The organism is Pseudoalteromonas sp. Ld20, assembly GCF_045064175.1.
GTDB classification, from domain to species: domain Bacteria; phylum Pseudomonadota; class Gammaproteobacteria; order Enterobacterales; family Alteromonadaceae; genus Pseudoalteromonas; species Pseudoalteromonas neustonica.
The window spans coordinates 73,782-91,335 of record NZ_JBISHB010000038.1 but is presented as its reverse complement, the minus strand read 5'-3'; the positions used below and the strand labels follow the sequence as shown (position 1 = coordinate 91,335).

Below are 17,554 nucleotides of genomic sequence, written 5' to 3'. Positions count from 1 at the left end.
CCTACTCCTAACAAAACCAAATACCCTCATTTAATAGTGTAGTAAAGGTTTGTATAAAAACTAAACTATTTTTTGAACTATTCAGTTGCACTGCTGTCACCATGGTGTGATCAGTGAGTAGTTTAACTGCTGTTAAATCATTTAATGGAAGCGAGTAATTTTCACCGTTGACGCTGAGAAGTATTTCATTATCAAAAACTTGATATAACGCGCGGGTGCCGCCTAAGCGTTCAAAAAACAGTTCATTATCTTCTAATAGTGCAGTTACTTGTTCGCTATTAAATAAATCTTCTGGTGGCATTAAATCCATCTCGTGCTTAGGTTGACTCAGTGTTGTACCTAGCCAAGAAGTAAATAAATCGTCATCATCAAGCATTGCTTGCATTAATAACTTAATGTTATCGGCTTCTGTTGCTTGGATCTCACCTTTAGAATCGCGCAGTTTTATTGCGGGGTCTTGATAACGACTATTTCCAGCTTCTTTATCAATAATATGATCGGCAAAGTTTGATAATAAATCACGCTGATTTGGTGCGCGAAAACCGATTGAATAGTTTAGGGCATTTTCTACTGCGTAACCCTCATGTGGGCACCCTGGTGGAATGTATAAAATGTCGCCGGGCTCGAGAATACAATCAATAATCGCAGGAAATTGTTCAACTTGTAATAAACTTTTATTTTGTGCAAATTGTTTTAGGTTACTATCTGGCATACCCACTCGCCAGTGACGCTTGCCTTCACCTTGAATAATAAATACGTCGTACTGATCTAAATGTGGGCCTACACCACCATTAGGCGTTGAAAAACTGATCATCAAATCATCTATTCGCCAATTTGGAATAAATCGAAACGGTTCGAGTAGTTGTGAAGCTGTTGGGTGCCAGTGGTCAACGGCTTGTACTAATAGGGTCGAGTTTTGCTCTGTAAGTAATTCAAAATCTTCAAATGGACCGTGGTGTGCTTGCCAATCATTATTATGATTTGTGATTATCCGCGATTCAATACTCTCTTCCATAGCAAGGCCAGCAAGTTCGTTGGCATCAAGTGGATCAACAAAGTCTGCAAAACCTTGTTTGATCAAGAGCGGTTTTTTTTGCCAATATTGAGTTAGAAATTGTTGCTCAGTTAAGCCATTTATAGTTAGTTGATACATGCTGCGCCCGTTAAAAATGAAAAAAGCGAAAGGCTAGGGCCTTTCGCTTAGTAGTCTATACCCAAACCACCTCAAGATGCGAATTCTGCATCGAGAGGTTGGGTACATTAAAATTAGCTGTTGCAGAAAGCTTAAACTAGGTTGTCGATAAACTCGACAGCACGGCCAATGTAGTTAGCTGGCGTTAGCTTTTTCATTTCTACTTTAGCTTCATCTGGTAAGTCTAAACCATCGATAAAATCAGCCATGATTTCTTGATTTACACGTTTACCACGGGTTAAATCTTTTAGCTTTTCATATGGTTTTTCAATGCCGTACTTACGCATTACTGTTTGAATTGGTTCTGCTAGCAATTCCCAGTTTTGGTCTAATTCGTCAAGTAAACGTTGTTCGTTTACTTCTAACTTGCTGACACCTTTAAGCGTTGATTGGTATGCAATTAGTGCATAACCCATACCTACGCCTAAATTACGTAGTACTGTAGAGTCAGTAAGATCACGCTGCCAGCGAGAAACAGGTAGCTTTTGTGCAAGGTGTGAGAAAATAGCATTAGCTAAACCTAAGTTACCTTCTGAGTTTTCAAAATCAATTGGGTTAACTTTATGCGGCATGGTTGATGAACCAATTTCACCGGCAATGGTTTTTTGCTTGAAGTGGTTAAGGGCAATGTAGCCCCATGCATCACGATCGAAGTCTAATAAAATTGTGTTAAAGCGTGCAATAGCATCAAACAGCTCAGCAATGTAGTCATGCGGTTCAATTTGCGTAGTAAACGGGTTGAATGTTAAACCAAGGCTCGTTACAAATTGCTCTGCGTGATTGTGCCAATCGTAATCAGGGTAAGCACTTAGGTGAGCGTTGTAGTTACCTACTGCGCCATTGATTTTACCTAGCATTTCAACTTGTGCAATTTGATCACGTTGACGCTTTAAGCGCATATAAACGTTTGCAAACTCTTTACCCATAGTTGAAGGTGTCGCTGGTTGACCGTGAGTACGAGTCATCATTGGTACAGCTTTATACTCAATCGCTTTTTCTTTAATTGCGTTAAGTAACTTATCGCAATAAGGAAGTAATACTTCGTTACGCGCTTCAGTTAGCATTAAACCATGAGATAGGTTATTGATGTCTTCTGATGTACATGCAAAATGAATAAATTCATTAATGGCATGTAGCTCTGCGTTGTCAGCTACTTTTTCTTTTAATAAGTATTCAACTGCTTTAACATCGTGGTTTGTGGTACTTTCGATGTCTTTTACACGCTGTGCGTCTGCTTCACTGAAGTTATCAACAATCGCGTTAAGTAAAGCATTTGCTTCGTCGCTAAATGCCGGTACTTCTTTGATTTCGCTTGCTGCAGCAAGGGCTTGTAACCAACGAACTTCTACTGTTACACGGTACTTGATCAAGCCAAATTCGCTGAAAATACTGCGTAGTTCAGTGGTTTTGCTGCCGTAGCGACCATCCACCGGAGAGATAGCTGTTAACGCTGAAAGCTCCATAATAACTCCTAAATTTTAGTTTTGAACGATAATTAAATATGGTTTTTAGCAATGGCGATAATGCTTTTTTTCGAAAAGAAAAAATGACGGCGTTTTCCGCCCATTTGTCGCCATAATACAGCACTGCGAATACCTGCTAATAATAAGGCACGTATTTTGTGTTGTATTAATTGCTGTTTTAGTAAGTCAGGTTTGCCATAAACCTGTATTCGGTGCCCTAGGGGGCTAAGCACCTTTGAATAAATATCTGCAAGGGCAGCAACAACAGTGTCATCAGTCACTGAAAAATGATCAAGACGGCGCTTGATATCATCTATGCTTTTCCCAAGCTCTGCTAAGCTACTTGGTTTTGCGCTTAAAGCACGCTCTAATTGCATTAAACCGCCAACGTATTTGACGATTTCAACATCTTTTTTTTCACCCGCACTGAGCTGGTCAAGTAAACTTTTATAGCCATCTCTTAAATTTTCAGTGCCTTGGTATACATCACTGGGTGAATCAGGCGACGTTTGCACAATACTTGTAAATAGCTTTTCTAATTCATAATCGTTGCTACTACCGAACTGCGCTATTTTTTGAACTTGTTTAGCAACTTGGCACATGGCTGCTAATGCCATGACTTGGTGTTCATTCATTATTTTATCACCGAGTCTATAATACCGCCGCCTAAACAAATCTCGTTGGCATAAAATACGGCTGATTGACCTGGCGTTACCGCTTTTTGTGGCTCATCAAATAATACGCGAGCTAGGCCATCATCACCAACTAATAGCGTACAGCTTAAGTCTTCTTGGCGGTAGCGAGTTTTTACTGTACAACGAGTCGTGCCTTTTGGCCCAATACGATCAACCCAATGTAGCTGGTTGGCATTTAAACCATTGCTGTATAGACGAGGGTGGTCTTTACCTTGGCCAACAATGAGTACATTACGCTCTAGATCTTTATCAACCACATACCATGGTTCGCCTGAGCCTTCTTTCATTCCGCCAATGAGCAAACCTTTGCGTTGTCCTAATGTGTGATACATCAAGCCTTCGTGTTCACCTACATTGTTACCGTCAGTGTCTTCGATAACACCTGGTTGTGCAGGTAAAAATTTTTGTAAGAAATCTTTAAACTTACGTTCGCCAATAAAGCAAATACCGGTGCTGTCTTTTTTATCGTGGGTAATTAAATCTTGTTCTTCAGCAATACGGCGCACTTCTGGTTTGGCAATATCACCCACAGGGAAAAGCGTTTGCGCAATATGCTCATGACTTAATGTGTATAAGAAATAGCTTTGATCTTTGTTATCATCGAGGCCACGACACATTACATATTTATCATCGCGTAATTCACGACGGACATAATGACCTGTTGCAATAAAGTCAGCACCGAGAGCGGTTGCTGCAAATTCTAAAAAGGCTTTGAATTTGATTTCTTTATTACACATGATATCAGGATTCGGTGTACGGCCTGCTTTATACTCAGCAAGGAAATACTCAAATACGTTATCCCAATACTCTGCAGCAAAATTAACGGTGTGCAATTCAATGCCCAATTTATCACAGACCGCTTGTGCGTCTTTTAAATCGTCTGCGGCGGCGCAATATTCATCATTATCGTCTTCTTCCCAGTTCTTCATAAACAGGCCTTCAACTTTATAGCCTTGTTGTTTTAATAAATAAGCTGATACAGAAGAATCAACACCGCCGGACATGCCAACGATGACTTTAATGTGACTATTTTCGCTCATGGGTAATTTCGCTTATACAGGTTGCTGTCATTTAAACTACTAGCGCATATGTGCATTACAGAGATAAAGAATAGAGGCTCTGATTAACCACACAGACTATGAAAGGCCGCGATTATAGCATGTAAATAGACAGCCAAGCCACCCAAAAAATGAGTTTTGTCTAGCGATTACTGAGGAATAGGGGGTGCTCTGACAATCGCGCAGTACCCATATTTAACTTGTTACAGAAAGAGTTATATAAAGGAAGGTGGTTTGTAATGTACTTTACAAGTTAATAGTAAATAATTAGGCTGGATTACTTTACTGAGTCTAAAGTTGTTATTAGAATAAAGTAATTCGGATGTATTATTTTAATTAGATACTATTTTAATAAAATACTAGACCTTAGTGATAATATCAGGGTAACGTATTTTATACTGTAAAATGCAATAATTGAGTGATTAACTCAAAATCGTTATTTATTTCTTCACGCTGAATGTGTTTTTTTAAAATCATTCACGTGTCATTTTAGTTTTATTTGTTCGTAACGAACGATAAAGTATTGGGCAATACATATGGATTATGTCTTATATACTCATTCATTAATCTCATTGATAGACCGTTTTGCAGTCTTTGCAAACGATGAAATTGATCACATGGTCAAAAATACGAATAGCGATCTCAGAACTGAGGCGTTTACACTATTTGAAGCATTATATAATCAATCAACTCAAGACGGCTCTTTACTTGAAGAGCTACCTGTATTTTTTATTTCATTAGACAATAAATTCACTGCCCAACAAACACGAAATAAAGCTTTGAGTGCGGCACTTGCAAACTGGTGGTTAGAATGGTCTTTTGTTTACTCAATGCAAGCAAAGGTTATTACAAATAGCCCTGTAACGGTACAAAATATCACACATTTAACGCAAGGGAATACCCAACCTATGCGTCAGCATGAGTTAAGTCATTATGCTAATTTATTTACCCAAGTGCCAATACCCTTGTGTAATGTCAGCACTGTCACGGGTGATATTATTAGGTTAAATCAAAGGTTTGTGGACGTATTTGGATATACAATTAAAGACATACCAAATATGGATACTTGGTGGTTAAAGGCCTACCCAGATCCAGCTTACCGATCGTGGGTTTTACAAACATGGAACACTGCAGTTGAGTATGCAGTTGAGCATAAAACAGATATAGAGCCACAACATTATCAGGTTACGTGTAAAGATGGTCGCTTGATTACGATGGAAATTTCGGGTATTTATATTGATAATGAGTTTTTAGCTATTTTTAAAGATGCAACACAACGCATGGAAGCTGAAGATATTTTAAGAGACATGGCATTTTTAGATTCATTGACACAAATAGCGAATAGACGTCGCTTCGATGAAAAATTAATTCAAGAATTCAATTTAAGTATTAAAACAAACAGTCCTTTGTCATTAATTTTAATTGATATTGATAATTTTAAACAATTTAATGATAGTTATGGGCACCTAATTGGTGATGAATGTTTACTTAAAGTAGCCCAATGTATATCTACTGCGGTTAGTCGTCCTGAAGACTTTGTTGCGCGTTTTGGTGGAGAGGAATTTGTAGTTCTTTTGCCACAAACAAGTGCTGCTGGGGCATGTAACGTAGCTCAAAAAATCCAACATGCTATCTCTGAACTAACAATAATATATGATCATTGTTTTACAAATAAAGTGACATTAAGTTTAGGTATTAATACACGGTATAATCAATGTGACCATATTCAACTTTTAGATGGTGCGGATAAAGCATTGTACAAAGCAAAAGAACATGGTCGAGATTGTATTGTAGTAAATCAATAGTGTTAAAAATGAGCTGAAGTAAGCTCGCTTGACTTGCTAGTTTTACAGTAATTTGTAATCACCCGTTCCAATGTTATCGAGGCAGTAATCACCAATACGGTAACGAATCAAACGCAGAGTTGGGTGGCCAATGTGTGCAGTCATACGACGAACCTGACGATTTCTACCTTCGGTTAAGGTGATACTAAGCCAGCTGGTTGGGATGTTTTTACGCTCTCTTACGGCTGGGGTTCTTGGCCATAAATCTGGGGTATCTATTTTCTCAATTTTAGCAGGGAGTGTCATCCCATCTTTTAGTTCGACACCTTGGCACAGTGCGCGTATCGCGTCATTACTTGGTTGGCCTTCGACTTGCACCCAATAAGTCTTACTGGTTTTTTTATTTGGGGCCGTAAGTGTGTTTTGTAGCTTTCCACAATTTGTTAGTAGTAATAAGCCTTCGCTGTCTCTATCGAGTCTCCCTGCAGCGTAAACATCTTTAATAGGAATAAAGCTTGCTAAGGTTTGTCTATTATCGTCATCTGTAAATTGGCAAAGTACATCAAAAGGTTTATTAAATAAAACAACTTTACGCTCGCTTGGATCAATTGCTGGTTTGATTTCACGCTTTGTGGCACTACTACCTTTTTTAGAGATAAGGGTACTGCGGCTATAGCTACGTCCACTGCTGCGTCGGCTTGTTTGTGGTTTATTGTTTTGACTCATAATTATATGCACCTTGCAGGTTTAGGCAACCCAGCTATTTTTGTCGCTTGTTTGGCAGGTCCTTTTGGGAATAATGTGTATAAGTAAATACTATTTCCTTTGTCTTCTCCGAGCGCTTTAGCCATTGCTTTTACCAGCATTCTGATCGCTGGACTCGTATTGTATTCAAGATAAAAATCACGGACAAAATTTATTACTTCCCAATGTTGCGGTGTCAACTCAATATTTTCTTGTTCTGCAAGCGTTGGGGCAAGCTCTGTGCTCCACTGTTCGTGGTTGAGCAAATAGCCCTGTTTATCTGTTTCAATAAGTTGTTTATTAAATTCGAGCATGGATCACCACGTAATTGATTGTGAAGTTGATAAGGTAAGAGCAACAAAATCTGCATAATTAAGGGCATTATCAGATTCATTTATTGTTAAACCACGGGCAAGAGCATCTTCGGCTAAAAATAATAAATCAGATGAAAACTGGCGGTATAAATATGTTGAATAGCATGCGTCACCAACGAGCAATACGCTGTCATGCTCTTGTATTAAATTAGCTAAACGCTCTGTGGCATAGTAACTGATTGGTTTTGAAAATATATGCAATGTACTCATAAATTGACGACCTGGTGTTGAGTGGCTATTAATTTACTTTGCGCTGCAAAGTCTAATACGTTGACGTTAATGAGTAAGTCACTTTTAGCAAGGTTAAAATCGACCAATGATTTTTCACATACGTAAATGTTTTCAACATCGTAAATTTCGAGTGTTTTTATGCTTTTAAAATAATTTTTGAGCCCGAGGGGATCAGTGTGTTGACCTTTTTTCAATGCAAGTACAGCGGGGCCTGTAAACAGCCAACTAATATTTTGCTCTATAGCTGCAAAAATTAAGGTCATATCAAGGGCATCGCGAATATGCATATCATCAAAAGGACTATGCTGGCTTAGTACAAGTACATTGATCATTTAAATTGCACCCATTTGTCAGCATCACTTGCGAGCATTGCAAACTCGGCTAACCCAGCGATTGAAAATATACCTTTTTTTGTAATATCAAGACCCCGTTTTTCGGCCGCAGTGACACATAACATTAAGTTTATTTTCTTTTCATACAGTGTTTGCCAAAGGGCACTAATAGCTAACTCATCTGATGCAAGGTTTAAATGTTGACTGGCATGGAATACACCTTGCTGGTACAAAAAAATAGCGTCTATTGTATGACCTTGTGCTAAGCATGCATGAGCAAATTTAACCAAACGTTGTGTTGTATCATGATCTGATGGTGCGCAGTGAATAGAAAGTACAAATCGTGCCAAAACTAATCCAATAAAAAAGCCCCTAAAGAGGGGCTATTTTAACAGAACTATTTAATTAGTCATTATTTACGCCAAGTAGCGCAAGTAGCGATGTAAATAAGTTATATACGCTTAAGTAAAGAGAGACTGTTGCGCGGATATAATTTGTTTCACCACCATTGATGATACGGCTGGTATCAAACAAAATAAAACCTGACATGATTAGCACAACTGCAGCATTTACTACCATAAACATCAAAGAACTTCCGATGAAGATGTTAACAATGCTCGCAACGATAACCACGATTAGGCCTACTGTTAAAAAACCGCCCATAAACGAAAAATCTTTTTTAGTGTTAAGTGCATACGCAGATAAACCAAAAAATATCAGGGCAGTTGAACCTAACGCTTGCATAATTAGCATAGGGCCATTTGGCATGGCTGCGTAATGGTTCAATAAAGGACCGAGGCCTGCGCCCATCAAGCCTGTAAAAGCAAACACCCATGCAACACCAGATGCACTGTCAGCTTTTTTGTTTACAACAAATAATAAACCAAATGAAATAAGTGTAAAAACGATTCCCATAAAGTAGGGAAGTTGTAATGCCATTGAAATACCAGCCGTCACAGCACTAAATGCTAATGTCATTGCCAGTAGAAAGTAAGTGTTTTTAAGCACTGTGTTTGTTTCAATGGTCGACATAACCGGTTTAGCGGTATTGTACGAGTGATTAAATGCCATTGTAGAGCTCCTTTGTGTGAAACCAGTATAGATACGATAATTAACTAAAGTTAGATTACCAAGTCTTCTATATTTGGGCAAACCTTTGTAGTTCAATAGACCAATTAAATAATATAAAAGTTCCTGTTTGCACGGTTTTTGTTCTGCCTTGATTTATTTATGCACAAATCAATTGTTTTTTAGGCACTTAAACGTTTTTTTGAAAAAAAAGCTTCACAAAGGCGATGGGCTTCTCTATTATTCAGGCCGTGCGGAGAGATGGCAGAGTGGTCGAATGCACCGGTCTTGAAAACCGGCAGGGGTTTATAGCCCCTCTAGGGTTCAAATCCCTATCTCTCCACCACCTAATTAAAATAATTACGAGTACACTTTTACTTGTAATTTATAAAGAGTTTGGAGAGATGGCAGAGTGGCCGAATGCACCGGTCTTGAAAACCGGCAGGGGTTTATAGCCCCTCTAGGGTTCAAATCCCTATCTCTCCACCATATAACAAAAAAGCCCGCTAAATAAGCGGGCTTTTTTGTGTCTAAAATTTGTTGGTTGGGCCGAAAAGTTAAGATAATTGGCTTCAATAAATTGAAGTTAGGCTGTTAGTTTCTTGTGGAATTATGATATTTTCTTATTATTGGTTATTGCTAAAGGTATATAAAATATGATGTTGTGGCTTCAAGATGACTTAGCTTCAAGAAAGTTACTTGTTTATAGAGCAATGCTATTTTCCTTGGTAACCTTATTTGTTCTATTTGTGTTTCAGCCTTTTGGCACAACTAATGATACGACGCCTTACAAGTTACTTCGTTTATCTGGCTATGGTTTAGTGACATTTTGCGCTCTCTTACTGGCAGGCGCTATTGAGATATCGTTAACTCGGCTCACTCTCAACAGCACACTGCTATTGATTATGATCCCCGCTGTATACGTTCTAATTACGGCTGTGTTTAATCATGGATACTTTGTTGTCGCAGTCTTGGGACGTTGGCATTGGCAAAATCAATTACTTTTTATTGGCTATACGTTAGCGATTGGCTTGCTGCCAATTAGTTTTATGCTGTTGGTGAATCGCCATGCAAAACAGACCGTATTAACTACAGATACTACTGAGAAGGCTTCTAGCAATCAGAGCGTTTGTAATGTGTTAGAAGGAAGTGACGTTACACCCCCTCGCTTAATTACACTTATTGGTGACAATAAAAGTGATCGGCTGACTGTTGCACCCGCGGATATAATATTTATTAAGTCGGCTGATAATTATTGTGAACTTGCTATTAAAGAAAACGAGGGTGTTTGCCATACATTGCTGCGCGTCACGTTAACTGGTTTATTAAAGCAACTCCCTGAAAATATATTTATATATCGTTGTCATCGTTCTTATGCCGTGAATTTAGAGTTAGTGATGGCCAGTAAAGGTAATGCGGGTGGCTTACAACTAACTATGCTGTCATCTGATATCGCAGTACCAGTTTCGAGAACTTATGTTGATGCAATTAAACAAGCCTTGTTGTTGGCCCCTAAAGCATGTAAACGTCCCCAAAACATTGCAATTAGTACCAGAGAATGAACTACAGCCCTAATTTATCGACTTTATAATGAGTGATTGACATGCTTGAGTTGAATTTAAAATTTCACTTAAGAAGGTCATATGAAGAATCAAATAAAAGCACTGTTACTAGTAATTACGTTTATATTCTGTCATTACGGGATGAAATATTTTTGGGGTAAAAGTTGGATACCTATTTTATCAGAGCTAGATCAACACACAGATCTTTTATTATTTCCAGCTAAATACTTGTTTATCTATGGACCATTCTTACTGATAGCAACAGTGTTATTTAAGCCGATTCACTGGTATGAATTATTAGGTCTAAATATAAAAGACTCTCAACGCTATTTATTAGCAGCACTGGCTTGCTGTACACCTATGGTAATAGGCTATGCTTTTTTAAGTAGTGAGCTAAATATTTCTATATCAGGGGTTGTTACAGGTTCAATATATGCTGGCTTTTTTGAAGAAGTAATTTTTAGGGCTGCATTGTTCGGTATATTATTTCGTTTTTGTCGTTGGGGATTTATCCCAGCAGCACTCATTAGTTCCATAATCTTTGGTTTGGGCCATATTTATCAAGGGCATGATGTTATTTCAGCTCTTATGGCTGTTACTATTACAACAATTGCAGGCACATGGTTTGCGTGGCTATATTGCGAATGCGGTTATCGTATTTGGTTCCCGCTATGGATGCATATTTTGATGAATGCGGCTTACGGCATATTTAGTATGTCTGGTGGGGCAGCCGGTGATTTAAAAGGTAATTTATTTAAAGCGACCGCCATTATTTTGAGTATCGTATACATCAACGTACTTATTAAAGGTGGTAAAAAGCGAGAAGTAACACTTTCTTCATTATTTAAAAACCAACCAAATAGTTCGTCTTTGTCTATTAAAACGCCCACTTATGGACTTAATGATGCTTGAATTATTTTTAGTTACTATGGTCTTTAGTTCCCCTCTAATCTTGCTAGTAATTATTAAGCATTATTTTGCTTATAAAACAACAGTTCAAAAAGAGTTGGTTTTATTACAGCAAGCAAATAGAGCAGAAGCTGTCTTAACAATGCAAAATAAATTAGCGGTTCTAATTGAAAGAATCATTGTACTTGAAAAAATAGTAACAAATAGTAATGTTGATTTATCAAGAGAGATCGAGCAGCTATAACTTTTCAGGCCAGTTATCTTTCGAGATTTAAAATGCTCTGCCTGAAGGGGAACTGCCTAGGGCGATTAGTTCATTCCCCTCCCTACACAGATGTAGACAAGGGGGGGATGAGTTGTGCGCGGAAACTTTCCTCTATTATTGTTATCATCACAAATTACGACCATTGTCTCTATTTCGAAGTGGTACAACATGATGCATCCTTAGTATTTATCAAGGTCTGACTTTAAGGACGTTTTATGAAACATCAACTTGCAAAAAGTGTTGGCTTATCACTACTATCGCCTGTGATTATTGGTAGCATTTTAGGCGTTTATTATGGCTTAACATTAAACGCGGATCCTATCACCACATTTATTCAGTTATTAATGAGCGCGATAGCCAATGCTCATATCGTTGGTTTAACGATGGCTGCATTTGTTGTTCCGGGATATTTACTGATGTTTAAGTATGCCAAAGTTAACTACTCGGGTGTTTTGACATTAGGTTTGTTGGGGGGGGCAATTTTTAGCTTCTTACTCAGTGCCACCGGTGGCATGGTGTTCTTAGTTAATACAGCAATGTCAGCATTGGCGGCAGGTTTATTTTTATACGGGCTACGACAAGGCGCTGCAAAACAACAATCCACGCAATAGCAGAAATATTAACCAAGCGTGCTGAAAATTAGGGCAAATTACTTTTTTTTGCCCTGAAAAGGTTTCAATTATTGGCCACAAAGAGTACCTTTAACTACTGTATGTTTGATAAGAAGTAGTTTGGTATGCAAAAGCAAGAATTTTACCAGTCATTAGTTAAACAAACTGAATCACTAATTGCTGGAGAGTCTAATGTTATTGCCAATATGGCAAATATTAGCGCGTTGTTATTTACTTCATTAAATGATGTGAATTGGGCGGGCTTTTATCTAATGGATTCTCCGTCGGAGTTGGTACTTGGCCCGTTTCAAGGTAACCCTGCATGTATCCGTATTCCCGTTGGGAAAGGTGTGTGTGGAACTGCCGCTGCAACTGCACAAACACAACTTGTTGAAGATGTACATGCATTTTCAGGCCATATAGCCTGCGATGCAGCGTCTAATTCTGAAATAGTAATACCGATCCATAAAAATGGTGAATTATTTGCTGTATTAGATATCGACAGTCCAAGTATTGCCCGGTTTGATGCTGATGATAAACAAGGCTTAGAAGCATTAGTTGCGTGTTTTGAGGCAACGATTGCATGAAAGACTTAGTAAATGTACAGGATTATCTGTTTGCCATTGCCGATGTTGGTGATTGGGAAGGGGATGAAGAGCATGTAGCTGAAACGCTAAATGATTTAATTCACATTGCATGGGAACGACTTCCTGATGAGACCGATAGTGAATTAATCGATGAAATAATTAATGGTATTTGGGAACACCTTCGAGGTGATATGGCTGTAATTGAAGCCGACTTTGAAGAGCTGGTCGACTGGGTAACACACTACGTCGATTCGTCCCTTGATGAAAAGATGTGAAAAATAGGTTCTAAAATGGAAACCACAAACAAGCTAAAAGATATTAATGAAGTGTTGGAATTTTTATATCAAGAATTCCCACAATGTTTTAAACAAAAGGACGGTATCAAACCGCTTAAAGTCGGTATCTTTAAAGATATTGCTGAGCGTATTGAAGGGTCAGAGAAGGTTAGTAAAACTCAGGTGCGTCAAGCACTTAGAAAGTACACTTCAAACTGGCGCTATTTAGAAGCCGTTACTAAGTCTGAGTTCCGCATTGACCTTGATGGTAATCAAGGTGAAAAAGTTGAACAAGAACATATCGATCATGCGCAAAAATCGCTTGAAGAAAGTCGAGCGAAAATGGCTAAACGTAAGAAGTCACAACGCCCTCGAAATGATTCAGACACAAAATCTTACAAAAAGAAACCGGGTCAATTCGCCAAAACAGGTGATAAAAACGCTAAGGTTAATAGTACCCCAGCGAAAGCTGCGCCGGCTAAACGTTCTGGTAAAATTGAACCTTTGCCAGCGAGTGAGGTCAAGGTTAATAACAAAGTTAAAGTTAAACTTGGCCAAGCCCTTGTTAATGCAATTATCACTGAAGTGAACAAAGAAGACGTTCATGTTGAGTTGGTAACAGGTATGCAAGTTAAAACCAAAGCAGACAGCCTGTACATTATTTAAGCTGTATATAAATTAAGGAGTTGTGTATGAGTCAGAAGTTTACGCTCATTCCGTTAGTCGCGGCCCTATATTCGGGTTCATTATTTGCCTCAGCTGATATAGCGGATGTTTTATCAGTCAAAGACTTACCGATACTTAAGCAGGAAAGTCAGCATAGTACGGCTAGCAAACGGGTGACAAACTTATTTACTCGTGCACATTACAAGCCAATTCGGTTTGATGACGCACTTTCTAGCAAAGTGTTTGATCGTTATATTGAATCCCTTGATTTTAATAAAAGCGTCTTTTTGGCTGCGGATATTGCATCTTTTGAGCAATACCGCAACCAATTTGATAGCGCATTGCCAACAGGTAAACTCGATTTCACGTTTGATATTTTTAACTTAAGTATGAAGCGTCGTTTTGAGCGTTATGACTACTCGTTAAGTTTGCTTGAAAAAGAAATGACCTTCGATAAAGAAGATGAATATTTCTTTGACCGTGAAGAAAGCGAGTGGGCCAAAACTCAAGCTGAGCTTGATGAGCTTTGGCGTGAACGTGTGAAGTATGACGCTCTACGTTTAAAAATGACGGGTAAAGATTGGACCGGAATTAAAGAGGTATTGACAAAACGTTACCACAATGCACAAAAACGATTAGTTCAAACTAACAGTGAAGATGCATTTCAGATTGTTATGAACTCGTTTGCACGCAGCATAGAAGCGCATACATCTTATTTATCTCCACGCAGAGCCGAACAGTTTAAGATGGATATGGACCTTGAACTTGAGGGCATAGGTGCGGTGCTGAGTTATGACGAAGACTATACCGTTATTCGCAGTTTAGTCCCAGGTGGGCCTGCAGATAAATCTGAACAAATTAAAGCTGATGACCGTGTAATTGGTGTTGCCCAAGATGGCGAAGAATTTGTTGATATAATTGGCTGGCGTTTAGATGACGTAGTTGATTTGATAAAAGGTCCAAAAGGGACAAAAGTAAGACTACAGTACTTAAAAGGCGCGGACGCACATGGCACGCCTAAAGTGGTTGAAATCATCCGAGACAAAATTCGTTTGGAAGACCGAGCGGCTAAATCAGAGGTATTCGAAGCAAAATACTCAGACTTAACAAGTAAAATAGGCGTTATTGAAATCCCGGGATTTTATAATAACCTCTCTAAAGACGTAAAAGTTGAGCTCGCTAAATTAAAAGAAGCAAAAGTTGATGGCATAATTATTGACTTACGCCAAAATGGCGGTGGTTCTTTGTATGAGGCCACACAATTATCTGGTTTGTTTTTTGATCAAGGCCCTGTAGTCCAGATCCATACATTAAATAATAGAATAGAAGAACAAAAAGATCGTGACGGTGTTACGTTTTATAATGGCCCGTTAACGGTATTGGTTGATCGCTATAGTGCTTCTGCCTCTGAGATTTTTGCTGCCGCAATGCAAGATTATGGTCGTGCAGTGGTCATCGGTGAACAAACGTTTGGCAAAGGGACTGTACAACAGCATAAAGGCTTAGGCAGAGCCTATGATTTATATGAAAATCCACTTGGTAGTGTGCAGTATACAATTGCTAAGTTTTATCGCATAAATGGTGGAAGTACACAGCATAAAGGTGTCATTCCTGATATATCATTTCCATCAGCTATAGATCCTGCTGAGTGGGGGGAGAGCCAAGAAGATAATGCACTCCCGTGGGATAGCATCATTAGAGCGAGATATAATTCGGTTGATAATTTGCAACCGGCGATAACTTACTTAAGTAAGGCTCATGCTGATCGTATAAAAACGGAACCTGAATTTAACTACGTTTACCAAGATATTACACGCTACAAAGAAGAGAAAGATCGTAAAACAATTTCGCTTGTTGAAGCAAAGCGTATTAAAGAAAAAGATGAAGGTGAAGCGCGGGCATTAGCACGTACTAATGAACGTCTTGTTCGCCTAGGTGTAAAACCTGTTGAGAACTTAGATGATATACCAGACGTTTTAGACGATTTAGACCCTTTCTTGGAAGAAGCAGCATTAATTACACAAGATTATATTAAATTTGGCCGCTTAGCTAAAAAGTAAATGGTTTTATTAACTAATAAAAAAGGCGCTTTAGCGCCTTTTTTGCTACCTAAAGCGTCTGATATTGCTATAATTGATGATTAAACGCTGATAAACCTAAGCGTCCTAGTTTCGCTAGATAATCTGTCCGCGCTAAAAATAATAATTAAACACGTACTTAAATACGTGTAGGAGTCTCTATTTTGAAGTCACAAGAAGAAAAACCTATTGCTCAGGCTAGCTTTTTTGATGCCTTAATCCCAATTTCAGTATTGATATGTTTATTAGGTGCTGCAGTGTATTTATTTGGCGATAGCTCGTCATCAGGCCCTAATCAAATTGCTCTGCTATTTGCTACTTTTACAGCTGCACTTATAGGCCTTAAAAATGGCTACACGTGGAAAAAACTAGAGCAGGCGATGATTGAAGGGATCACACTCTCCCTCGGCGCTATTTTAATTTTATTAATGGTAGGTGCGTTAATCGGTACGTGGTTGTTGTCAGGCACTGTTCCAACGTTAATCTATTATGGTTTGCAAGTAATCAACCCGAGTTGGTTTTATGCTGCGAGTTGCTTGATTTGTGGCATTGTTGCGATGAGCATTGGTAGCTCGTGGACAACAGCTGCGACCATAGGTGTTGCATTATTAGGTGTTGCTACTGGTTTAGGGCTTGAACAAACAGTTACAGCAGGCGCTGTTATTTCTGGTGCTTATTTTGGTGATAAATTAAGTCCGCTTTCAGAAACGACCAATTTAGCCCCAGCGGTTGTTGGTGCTGATTTATTTGAACATATTCACCATATGTTATGGACCACAGTCCCTAGCTTTATAATTGCGTTAGTTATTTTTATTTTTATGGGCTTTAATGCAACAGCCTCAAGTGAAGCAGGGCGTATTGATGAAATAACGCGAATACTTGAACAAAATTTTAATATTGGCTTAGAAATGCTTGTGCCTTTGATTGTTTTACTCGTTTTAGCAATTAGGAAAATGCCTGCATTTCCTGCTATCTCTATTGGTGCTGTAATTGGTGCTGTATGGGCGATGATTTTTCAATCTGACTTAATCGCAAACCAAATTGATGGCTCACAAGGTCAGTTAGTAGGTTACTTCAAATTAGTTTGGACTACTTTTTTTGATGGTTTTAGTATTTTAACCGGCGATGAAAAGATGGATTCATTACTAAGTGGCGGGGGGATGTCAGGCATGCTAACAACTACTTGGTTAATTATGACTGCGCTCATGTTTGGTGCCATCATGGAAAAAACAGGACTACTTGATATATTTGTTAAAAGTATTCTAAAAATAGCAAAAAGCACAGGCTCACTTATTACAGCAACGATTGCGACGTGTATCGGTACAAATGTTATTGCTGCAGATCAGTATATTGCTATTGTTGTACCAGGACGTATGTTTAAAGAAGAGTACGAAAAACGTGGATTAAAGCCTGTTAATTTATCTCGTACATTAGAAGATGGTGGAACAATTACAAGCCCGCTTATTCCTTGGAATACCTGTGGGGCATATATGCAAAGTGTGTTATTGATCAATCCGTTTGATTATGCGCTTTATGCATTCTTTAATCTTATTAATCCATTTTTAGCTGTTGTGTATGCCTATTTAGGCATCAAAATATTACGTATTAAACCAAAACAACAGGCATAAATTCTATGCTCCTCTGATAAAGAGGAGCCTTT

General features: G+C 38.5%; 20 protein-coding genes and 2 tRNA genes. 12 read left to right on the top strand and 10 right to left on the bottom strand.

Going from position 1 to position 17,554, the window contains the following annotated elements:
• Positions 1 to 7: 7 nt before the first annotated feature.
• The 4 genes from ACJJVX_RS14095 to mnmA form a co-directional block, all read right to left on the bottom strand.
• Positions 8 to 1,153 carry a cupin domain-containing protein gene (locus tag ACJJVX_RS14095; RefSeq protein ID WP_054204757.1) on the bottom strand — a complete coding sequence of 382 codons (1,146 nt, stop codon included), beginning with the start codon at positions 1,151 to 1,153 and terminating at the stop codon, positions 8 to 10.
• Between the two features lie 131 nt (positions 1,154 to 1,284).
• Positions 1,285 to 2,655, bottom strand: a complete 1,371-nt coding sequence (gene purB / locus ACJJVX_RS14090; protein WP_054204756.1) for an adenylosuccinate lyase — start codon at positions 2,653 to 2,655, stop codon at positions 1,285 to 1,287.
• Between the two features lie 32 nt (positions 2,656 to 2,687).
• Complete coding sequence (hflD, locus tag ACJJVX_RS14085) at positions 2,688 to 3,290, bottom strand: high frequency lysogenization protein HflD (RefSeq protein ID WP_054204755.1); 603 nt, start codon at positions 3,288 to 3,290, stop codon at positions 2,688 to 2,690.
• The gene (gene mnmA / locus ACJJVX_RS14080; RefSeq protein ID WP_054204754.1) at positions 3,290 to 4,390 is read right to left on the bottom strand and encodes a tRNA 2-thiouridine(34) synthase MnmA; all 1,101 of its coding nucleotides are present in this window, start codon (positions 4,388 to 4,390) and stop codon (positions 3,290 to 3,292) included. Before mnmA ends, hflD begins: the two co-directional genes overlap by 1 nt.
• Before the next feature lie 554 nt (positions 4,391 to 4,944).
• On the opposite strand from mnmA, the gene ACJJVX_RS14075 reads away from it, so the two are divergent.
• On the top strand, positions 4,945 to 6,213 hold the full coding sequence (locus ACJJVX_RS14075; RefSeq protein ID WP_054204753.1) for a sensor domain-containing diguanylate cyclase: 1,269 nt from the start codon (positions 4,945 to 4,947) through the stop codon (positions 6,211 to 6,213).
• 42 nt (positions 6,214 to 6,255) lie between these two features.
• Here ACJJVX_RS14075 and ACJJVX_RS14070 read toward each other — a convergent pair whose 3' ends face one another.
• Genes ACJJVX_RS14070 through ACJJVX_RS14045 form a run of 6 tightly spaced genes read right to left on the bottom strand, consistent with a single transcriptional unit; the run spans position 6,256 to position 8,944 of the window.
• On the bottom strand, positions 6,256 to 6,918 hold the full coding sequence (locus ACJJVX_RS14070) for a pseudouridine synthase (protein WP_054204752.1): 663 nt from the start codon (positions 6,916 to 6,918) through the stop codon (positions 6,256 to 6,258).
• A 2-nt stretch (positions 6,919 to 6,920) separates the two neighbouring features.
• Positions 6,921 to 7,250, bottom strand: coding sequence for a TusE/DsrC/DsvC family sulfur relay protein (locus tag ACJJVX_RS14065; protein WP_054204751.1), 330 nt, complete (start codon positions 7,248 to 7,250; stop codon positions 6,921 to 6,923).
• A gap of 3 nt (positions 7,251 to 7,253) precedes the next feature.
• A complete protein-coding gene (locus ACJJVX_RS14060) occupies positions 7,254 to 7,520 on the bottom strand; it encodes a DsrH/TusB family sulfur relay protein (RefSeq protein WP_054204750.1) in 267 nt (88 codons plus the stop codon).
• The gene (tusC, locus tag ACJJVX_RS14055) at positions 7,517 to 7,873 is read right to left on the bottom strand and encodes a sulfurtransferase complex subunit TusC (protein WP_054204749.1); all 357 of its coding nucleotides are present in this window, start codon (positions 7,871 to 7,873) and stop codon (positions 7,517 to 7,519) included. The genes ACJJVX_RS14060 and tusC overlap by 4 nt, the downstream gene beginning before the upstream one ends.
• The gene (tusD, locus tag ACJJVX_RS14050; RefSeq protein ID WP_054204748.1) at positions 7,870 to 8,223 is read right to left on the bottom strand and encodes a sulfurtransferase complex subunit TusD; all 354 of its coding nucleotides are present in this window, start codon (positions 8,221 to 8,223) and stop codon (positions 7,870 to 7,872) included. Before tusD ends, tusC begins: the two co-directional genes overlap by 4 nt.
• 55 nt (positions 8,224 to 8,278) lie before the next feature.
• Positions 8,279 to 8,944 (bottom strand): Bax inhibitor-1/YccA family protein, encoded by a 666-nt coding sequence (locus tag ACJJVX_RS14045; protein WP_405631965.1) that lies wholly within the window; start codon positions 8,942 to 8,944, stop codon positions 8,279 to 8,281.
• A 252-nt stretch (positions 8,945 to 9,196) separates the two neighbouring features.
• Here ACJJVX_RS14045 and ACJJVX_RS14040 point away from each other — a divergent pair.
• From ACJJVX_RS14040 to nhaC, 11 genes are all read left to right on the top strand, one after another.
• Positions 9,197 to 9,287: transfer RNA gene (locus ACJJVX_RS14040), tRNA-Ser, on the top strand.
• A gap of 52 nt (positions 9,288 to 9,339) precedes the next feature.
• A tRNA-Ser gene (locus ACJJVX_RS14035) sits at positions 9,340 to 9,430 on the top strand.
• 167 nt (positions 9,431 to 9,597) lie between these two features.
• The gene (locus tag ACJJVX_RS14030) at positions 9,598 to 10,503 is read left to right on the top strand and encodes a LytTR family DNA-binding domain-containing protein (protein WP_054453078.1); all 906 of its coding nucleotides are present in this window, start codon (positions 9,598 to 9,600) and stop codon (positions 10,501 to 10,503) included.
• A gap of 81 nt (positions 10,504 to 10,584) precedes the next feature.
• Complete coding sequence (locus ACJJVX_RS14025; protein ID WP_405631963.1) at positions 10,585 to 11,415, top strand: CPBP family intramembrane glutamic endopeptidase; 831 nt, start codon at positions 10,585 to 10,587, stop codon at positions 11,413 to 11,415.
• A complete protein-coding gene (locus tag ACJJVX_RS14020; RefSeq protein ID WP_231659007.1) occupies positions 11,405 to 11,656 on the top strand; it encodes a hypothetical protein in 252 nt (83 codons plus the stop codon). Before ACJJVX_RS14025 ends, ACJJVX_RS14020 begins: the two co-directional genes overlap by 11 nt.
• 236 nt (positions 11,657 to 11,892) lie before the next feature.
• Positions 11,893 to 12,288 carry a hypothetical protein gene (locus tag ACJJVX_RS14015; RefSeq protein ID WP_054204743.1) on the top strand — a complete coding sequence of 132 codons (396 nt, stop codon included), beginning with the start codon at positions 11,893 to 11,895 and terminating at the stop codon, positions 12,286 to 12,288.
• Positions 12,289 to 12,413: 125 nt separating this feature from the next.
• Entirely contained in the window at positions 12,414 to 12,875 is a 462-nt protein-coding gene (locus ACJJVX_RS14010) for a GAF domain-containing protein (protein WP_054204742.1), read from the top strand.
• Positions 12,872 to 13,150 carry a hypothetical protein gene (locus ACJJVX_RS14005; protein WP_054204741.1) on the top strand — a complete coding sequence of 93 codons (279 nt, stop codon included), beginning with the start codon at positions 12,872 to 12,874 and terminating at the stop codon, positions 13,148 to 13,150. Before ACJJVX_RS14010 ends, ACJJVX_RS14005 begins: the two co-directional genes overlap by 4 nt.
• Positions 13,151 to 13,165: 15 nt before the next feature.
• Positions 13,166 to 13,816, top strand: a complete 651-nt coding sequence (proQ, locus tag ACJJVX_RS14000; protein ID WP_054204740.1) for an RNA chaperone ProQ — start codon at positions 13,166 to 13,168, stop codon at positions 13,814 to 13,816.
• 26 nt (positions 13,817 to 13,842) lie between these two features.
• Positions 13,843 to 15,876 carry a carboxy terminal-processing peptidase gene (gene prc / locus ACJJVX_RS13995; protein ID WP_054204739.1) on the top strand — a complete coding sequence of 678 codons (2,034 nt, stop codon included), beginning with the start codon at positions 13,843 to 13,845 and terminating at the stop codon, positions 15,874 to 15,876.
• Between the two features lie 182 nt (positions 15,877 to 16,058).
• Positions 16,059 to 17,522 (top strand): Na+/H+ antiporter NhaC, encoded by a 1,464-nt coding sequence (gene nhaC, locus ACJJVX_RS13990; protein WP_170173938.1) that lies wholly within the window; start codon positions 16,059 to 16,061, stop codon positions 17,520 to 17,522.
• Positions 17,523 to 17,554: the final 32 nt, after the last annotated feature.

Coding starts and splice junctions, on each gene's coding strand:
- ACJJVX_RS14095 (WP_054204757.1), bottom strand. CDS start 1,153: ATGTATCAACTAACTATAAATGGCTTAACTGAGCAACAATTTCTAACT.
- purB (WP_054204756.1), bottom strand. CDS start 2,655: ATGGAGCTTTCAGCGTTAACAGCTATCTCTCCGGTGGATGGTCGCTAC.
- hflD (WP_054204755.1), bottom strand. CDS start 3,290: ATGAATGAACACCAAGTCATGGCATTAGCAGCCATGTGCCAAGTTGCT.
- mnmA (WP_054204754.1), bottom strand. CDS start 4,390: ATGAGCGAAAATAGTCACATTAAAGTCATCGTTGGCATGTCCGGCGGT.
- ACJJVX_RS14075 (WP_054204753.1), top strand. CDS start 4,945: ATGGATTATGTCTTATATACTCATTCATTAATCTCATTGATAGACCGT.
- ACJJVX_RS14070 (WP_054204752.1), bottom strand. CDS start 6,918: ATGAGTCAAAACAATAAACCACAAACAAGCCGACGCAGCAGTGGACGT.
- ACJJVX_RS14065 (WP_054204751.1), bottom strand. CDS start 7,250: ATGCTCGAATTTAATAAACAACTTATTGAAACAGATAAACAGGGCTAT.
- ACJJVX_RS14060 (WP_054204750.1), bottom strand. CDS start 7,520: ATGAGTACATTGCATATATTTTCAAAACCAATCAGTTACTATGCCACA.
- tusC (WP_054204749.1), bottom strand. CDS start 7,873: ATGATCAATGTACTTGTACTAAGCCAGCATAGTCCTTTTGATGATATG.
- ACJJVX_RS14045 (WP_405631965.1), bottom strand. CDS start 8,944: ATGGCATTTAATCACTCGTACAATACCGCTAAACCGGTTATGTCGACC.
- ACJJVX_RS14030 (WP_054453078.1), top strand. CDS start 9,598: ATGATGTTGTGGCTTCAAGATGACTTAGCTTCAAGAAAGTTACTTGTT.
- ACJJVX_RS14025 (WP_405631963.1), top strand. CDS start 10,585: ATGAAGAATCAAATAAAAGCACTGTTACTAGTAATTACGTTTATATTC.
- ACJJVX_RS14020 (WP_231659007.1), top strand. CDS start 11,405: ATGATGCTTGAATTATTTTTAGTTACTATGGTCTTTAGTTCCCCTCTA.
- ACJJVX_RS14015 (WP_054204743.1), top strand. CDS start 11,893: ATGAAACATCAACTTGCAAAAAGTGTTGGCTTATCACTACTATCGCCT.
- ACJJVX_RS14010 (WP_054204742.1), top strand. CDS start 12,414: ATGCAAAAGCAAGAATTTTACCAGTCATTAGTTAAACAAACTGAATCA.
- ACJJVX_RS14005 (WP_054204741.1), top strand. CDS start 12,872: ATGAAAGACTTAGTAAATGTACAGGATTATCTGTTTGCCATTGCCGAT.
- proQ (WP_054204740.1), top strand. CDS start 13,166: ATGGAAACCACAAACAAGCTAAAAGATATTAATGAAGTGTTGGAATTT.
- prc (WP_054204739.1), top strand. CDS start 13,843: ATGAGTCAGAAGTTTACGCTCATTCCGTTAGTCGCGGCCCTATATTCG.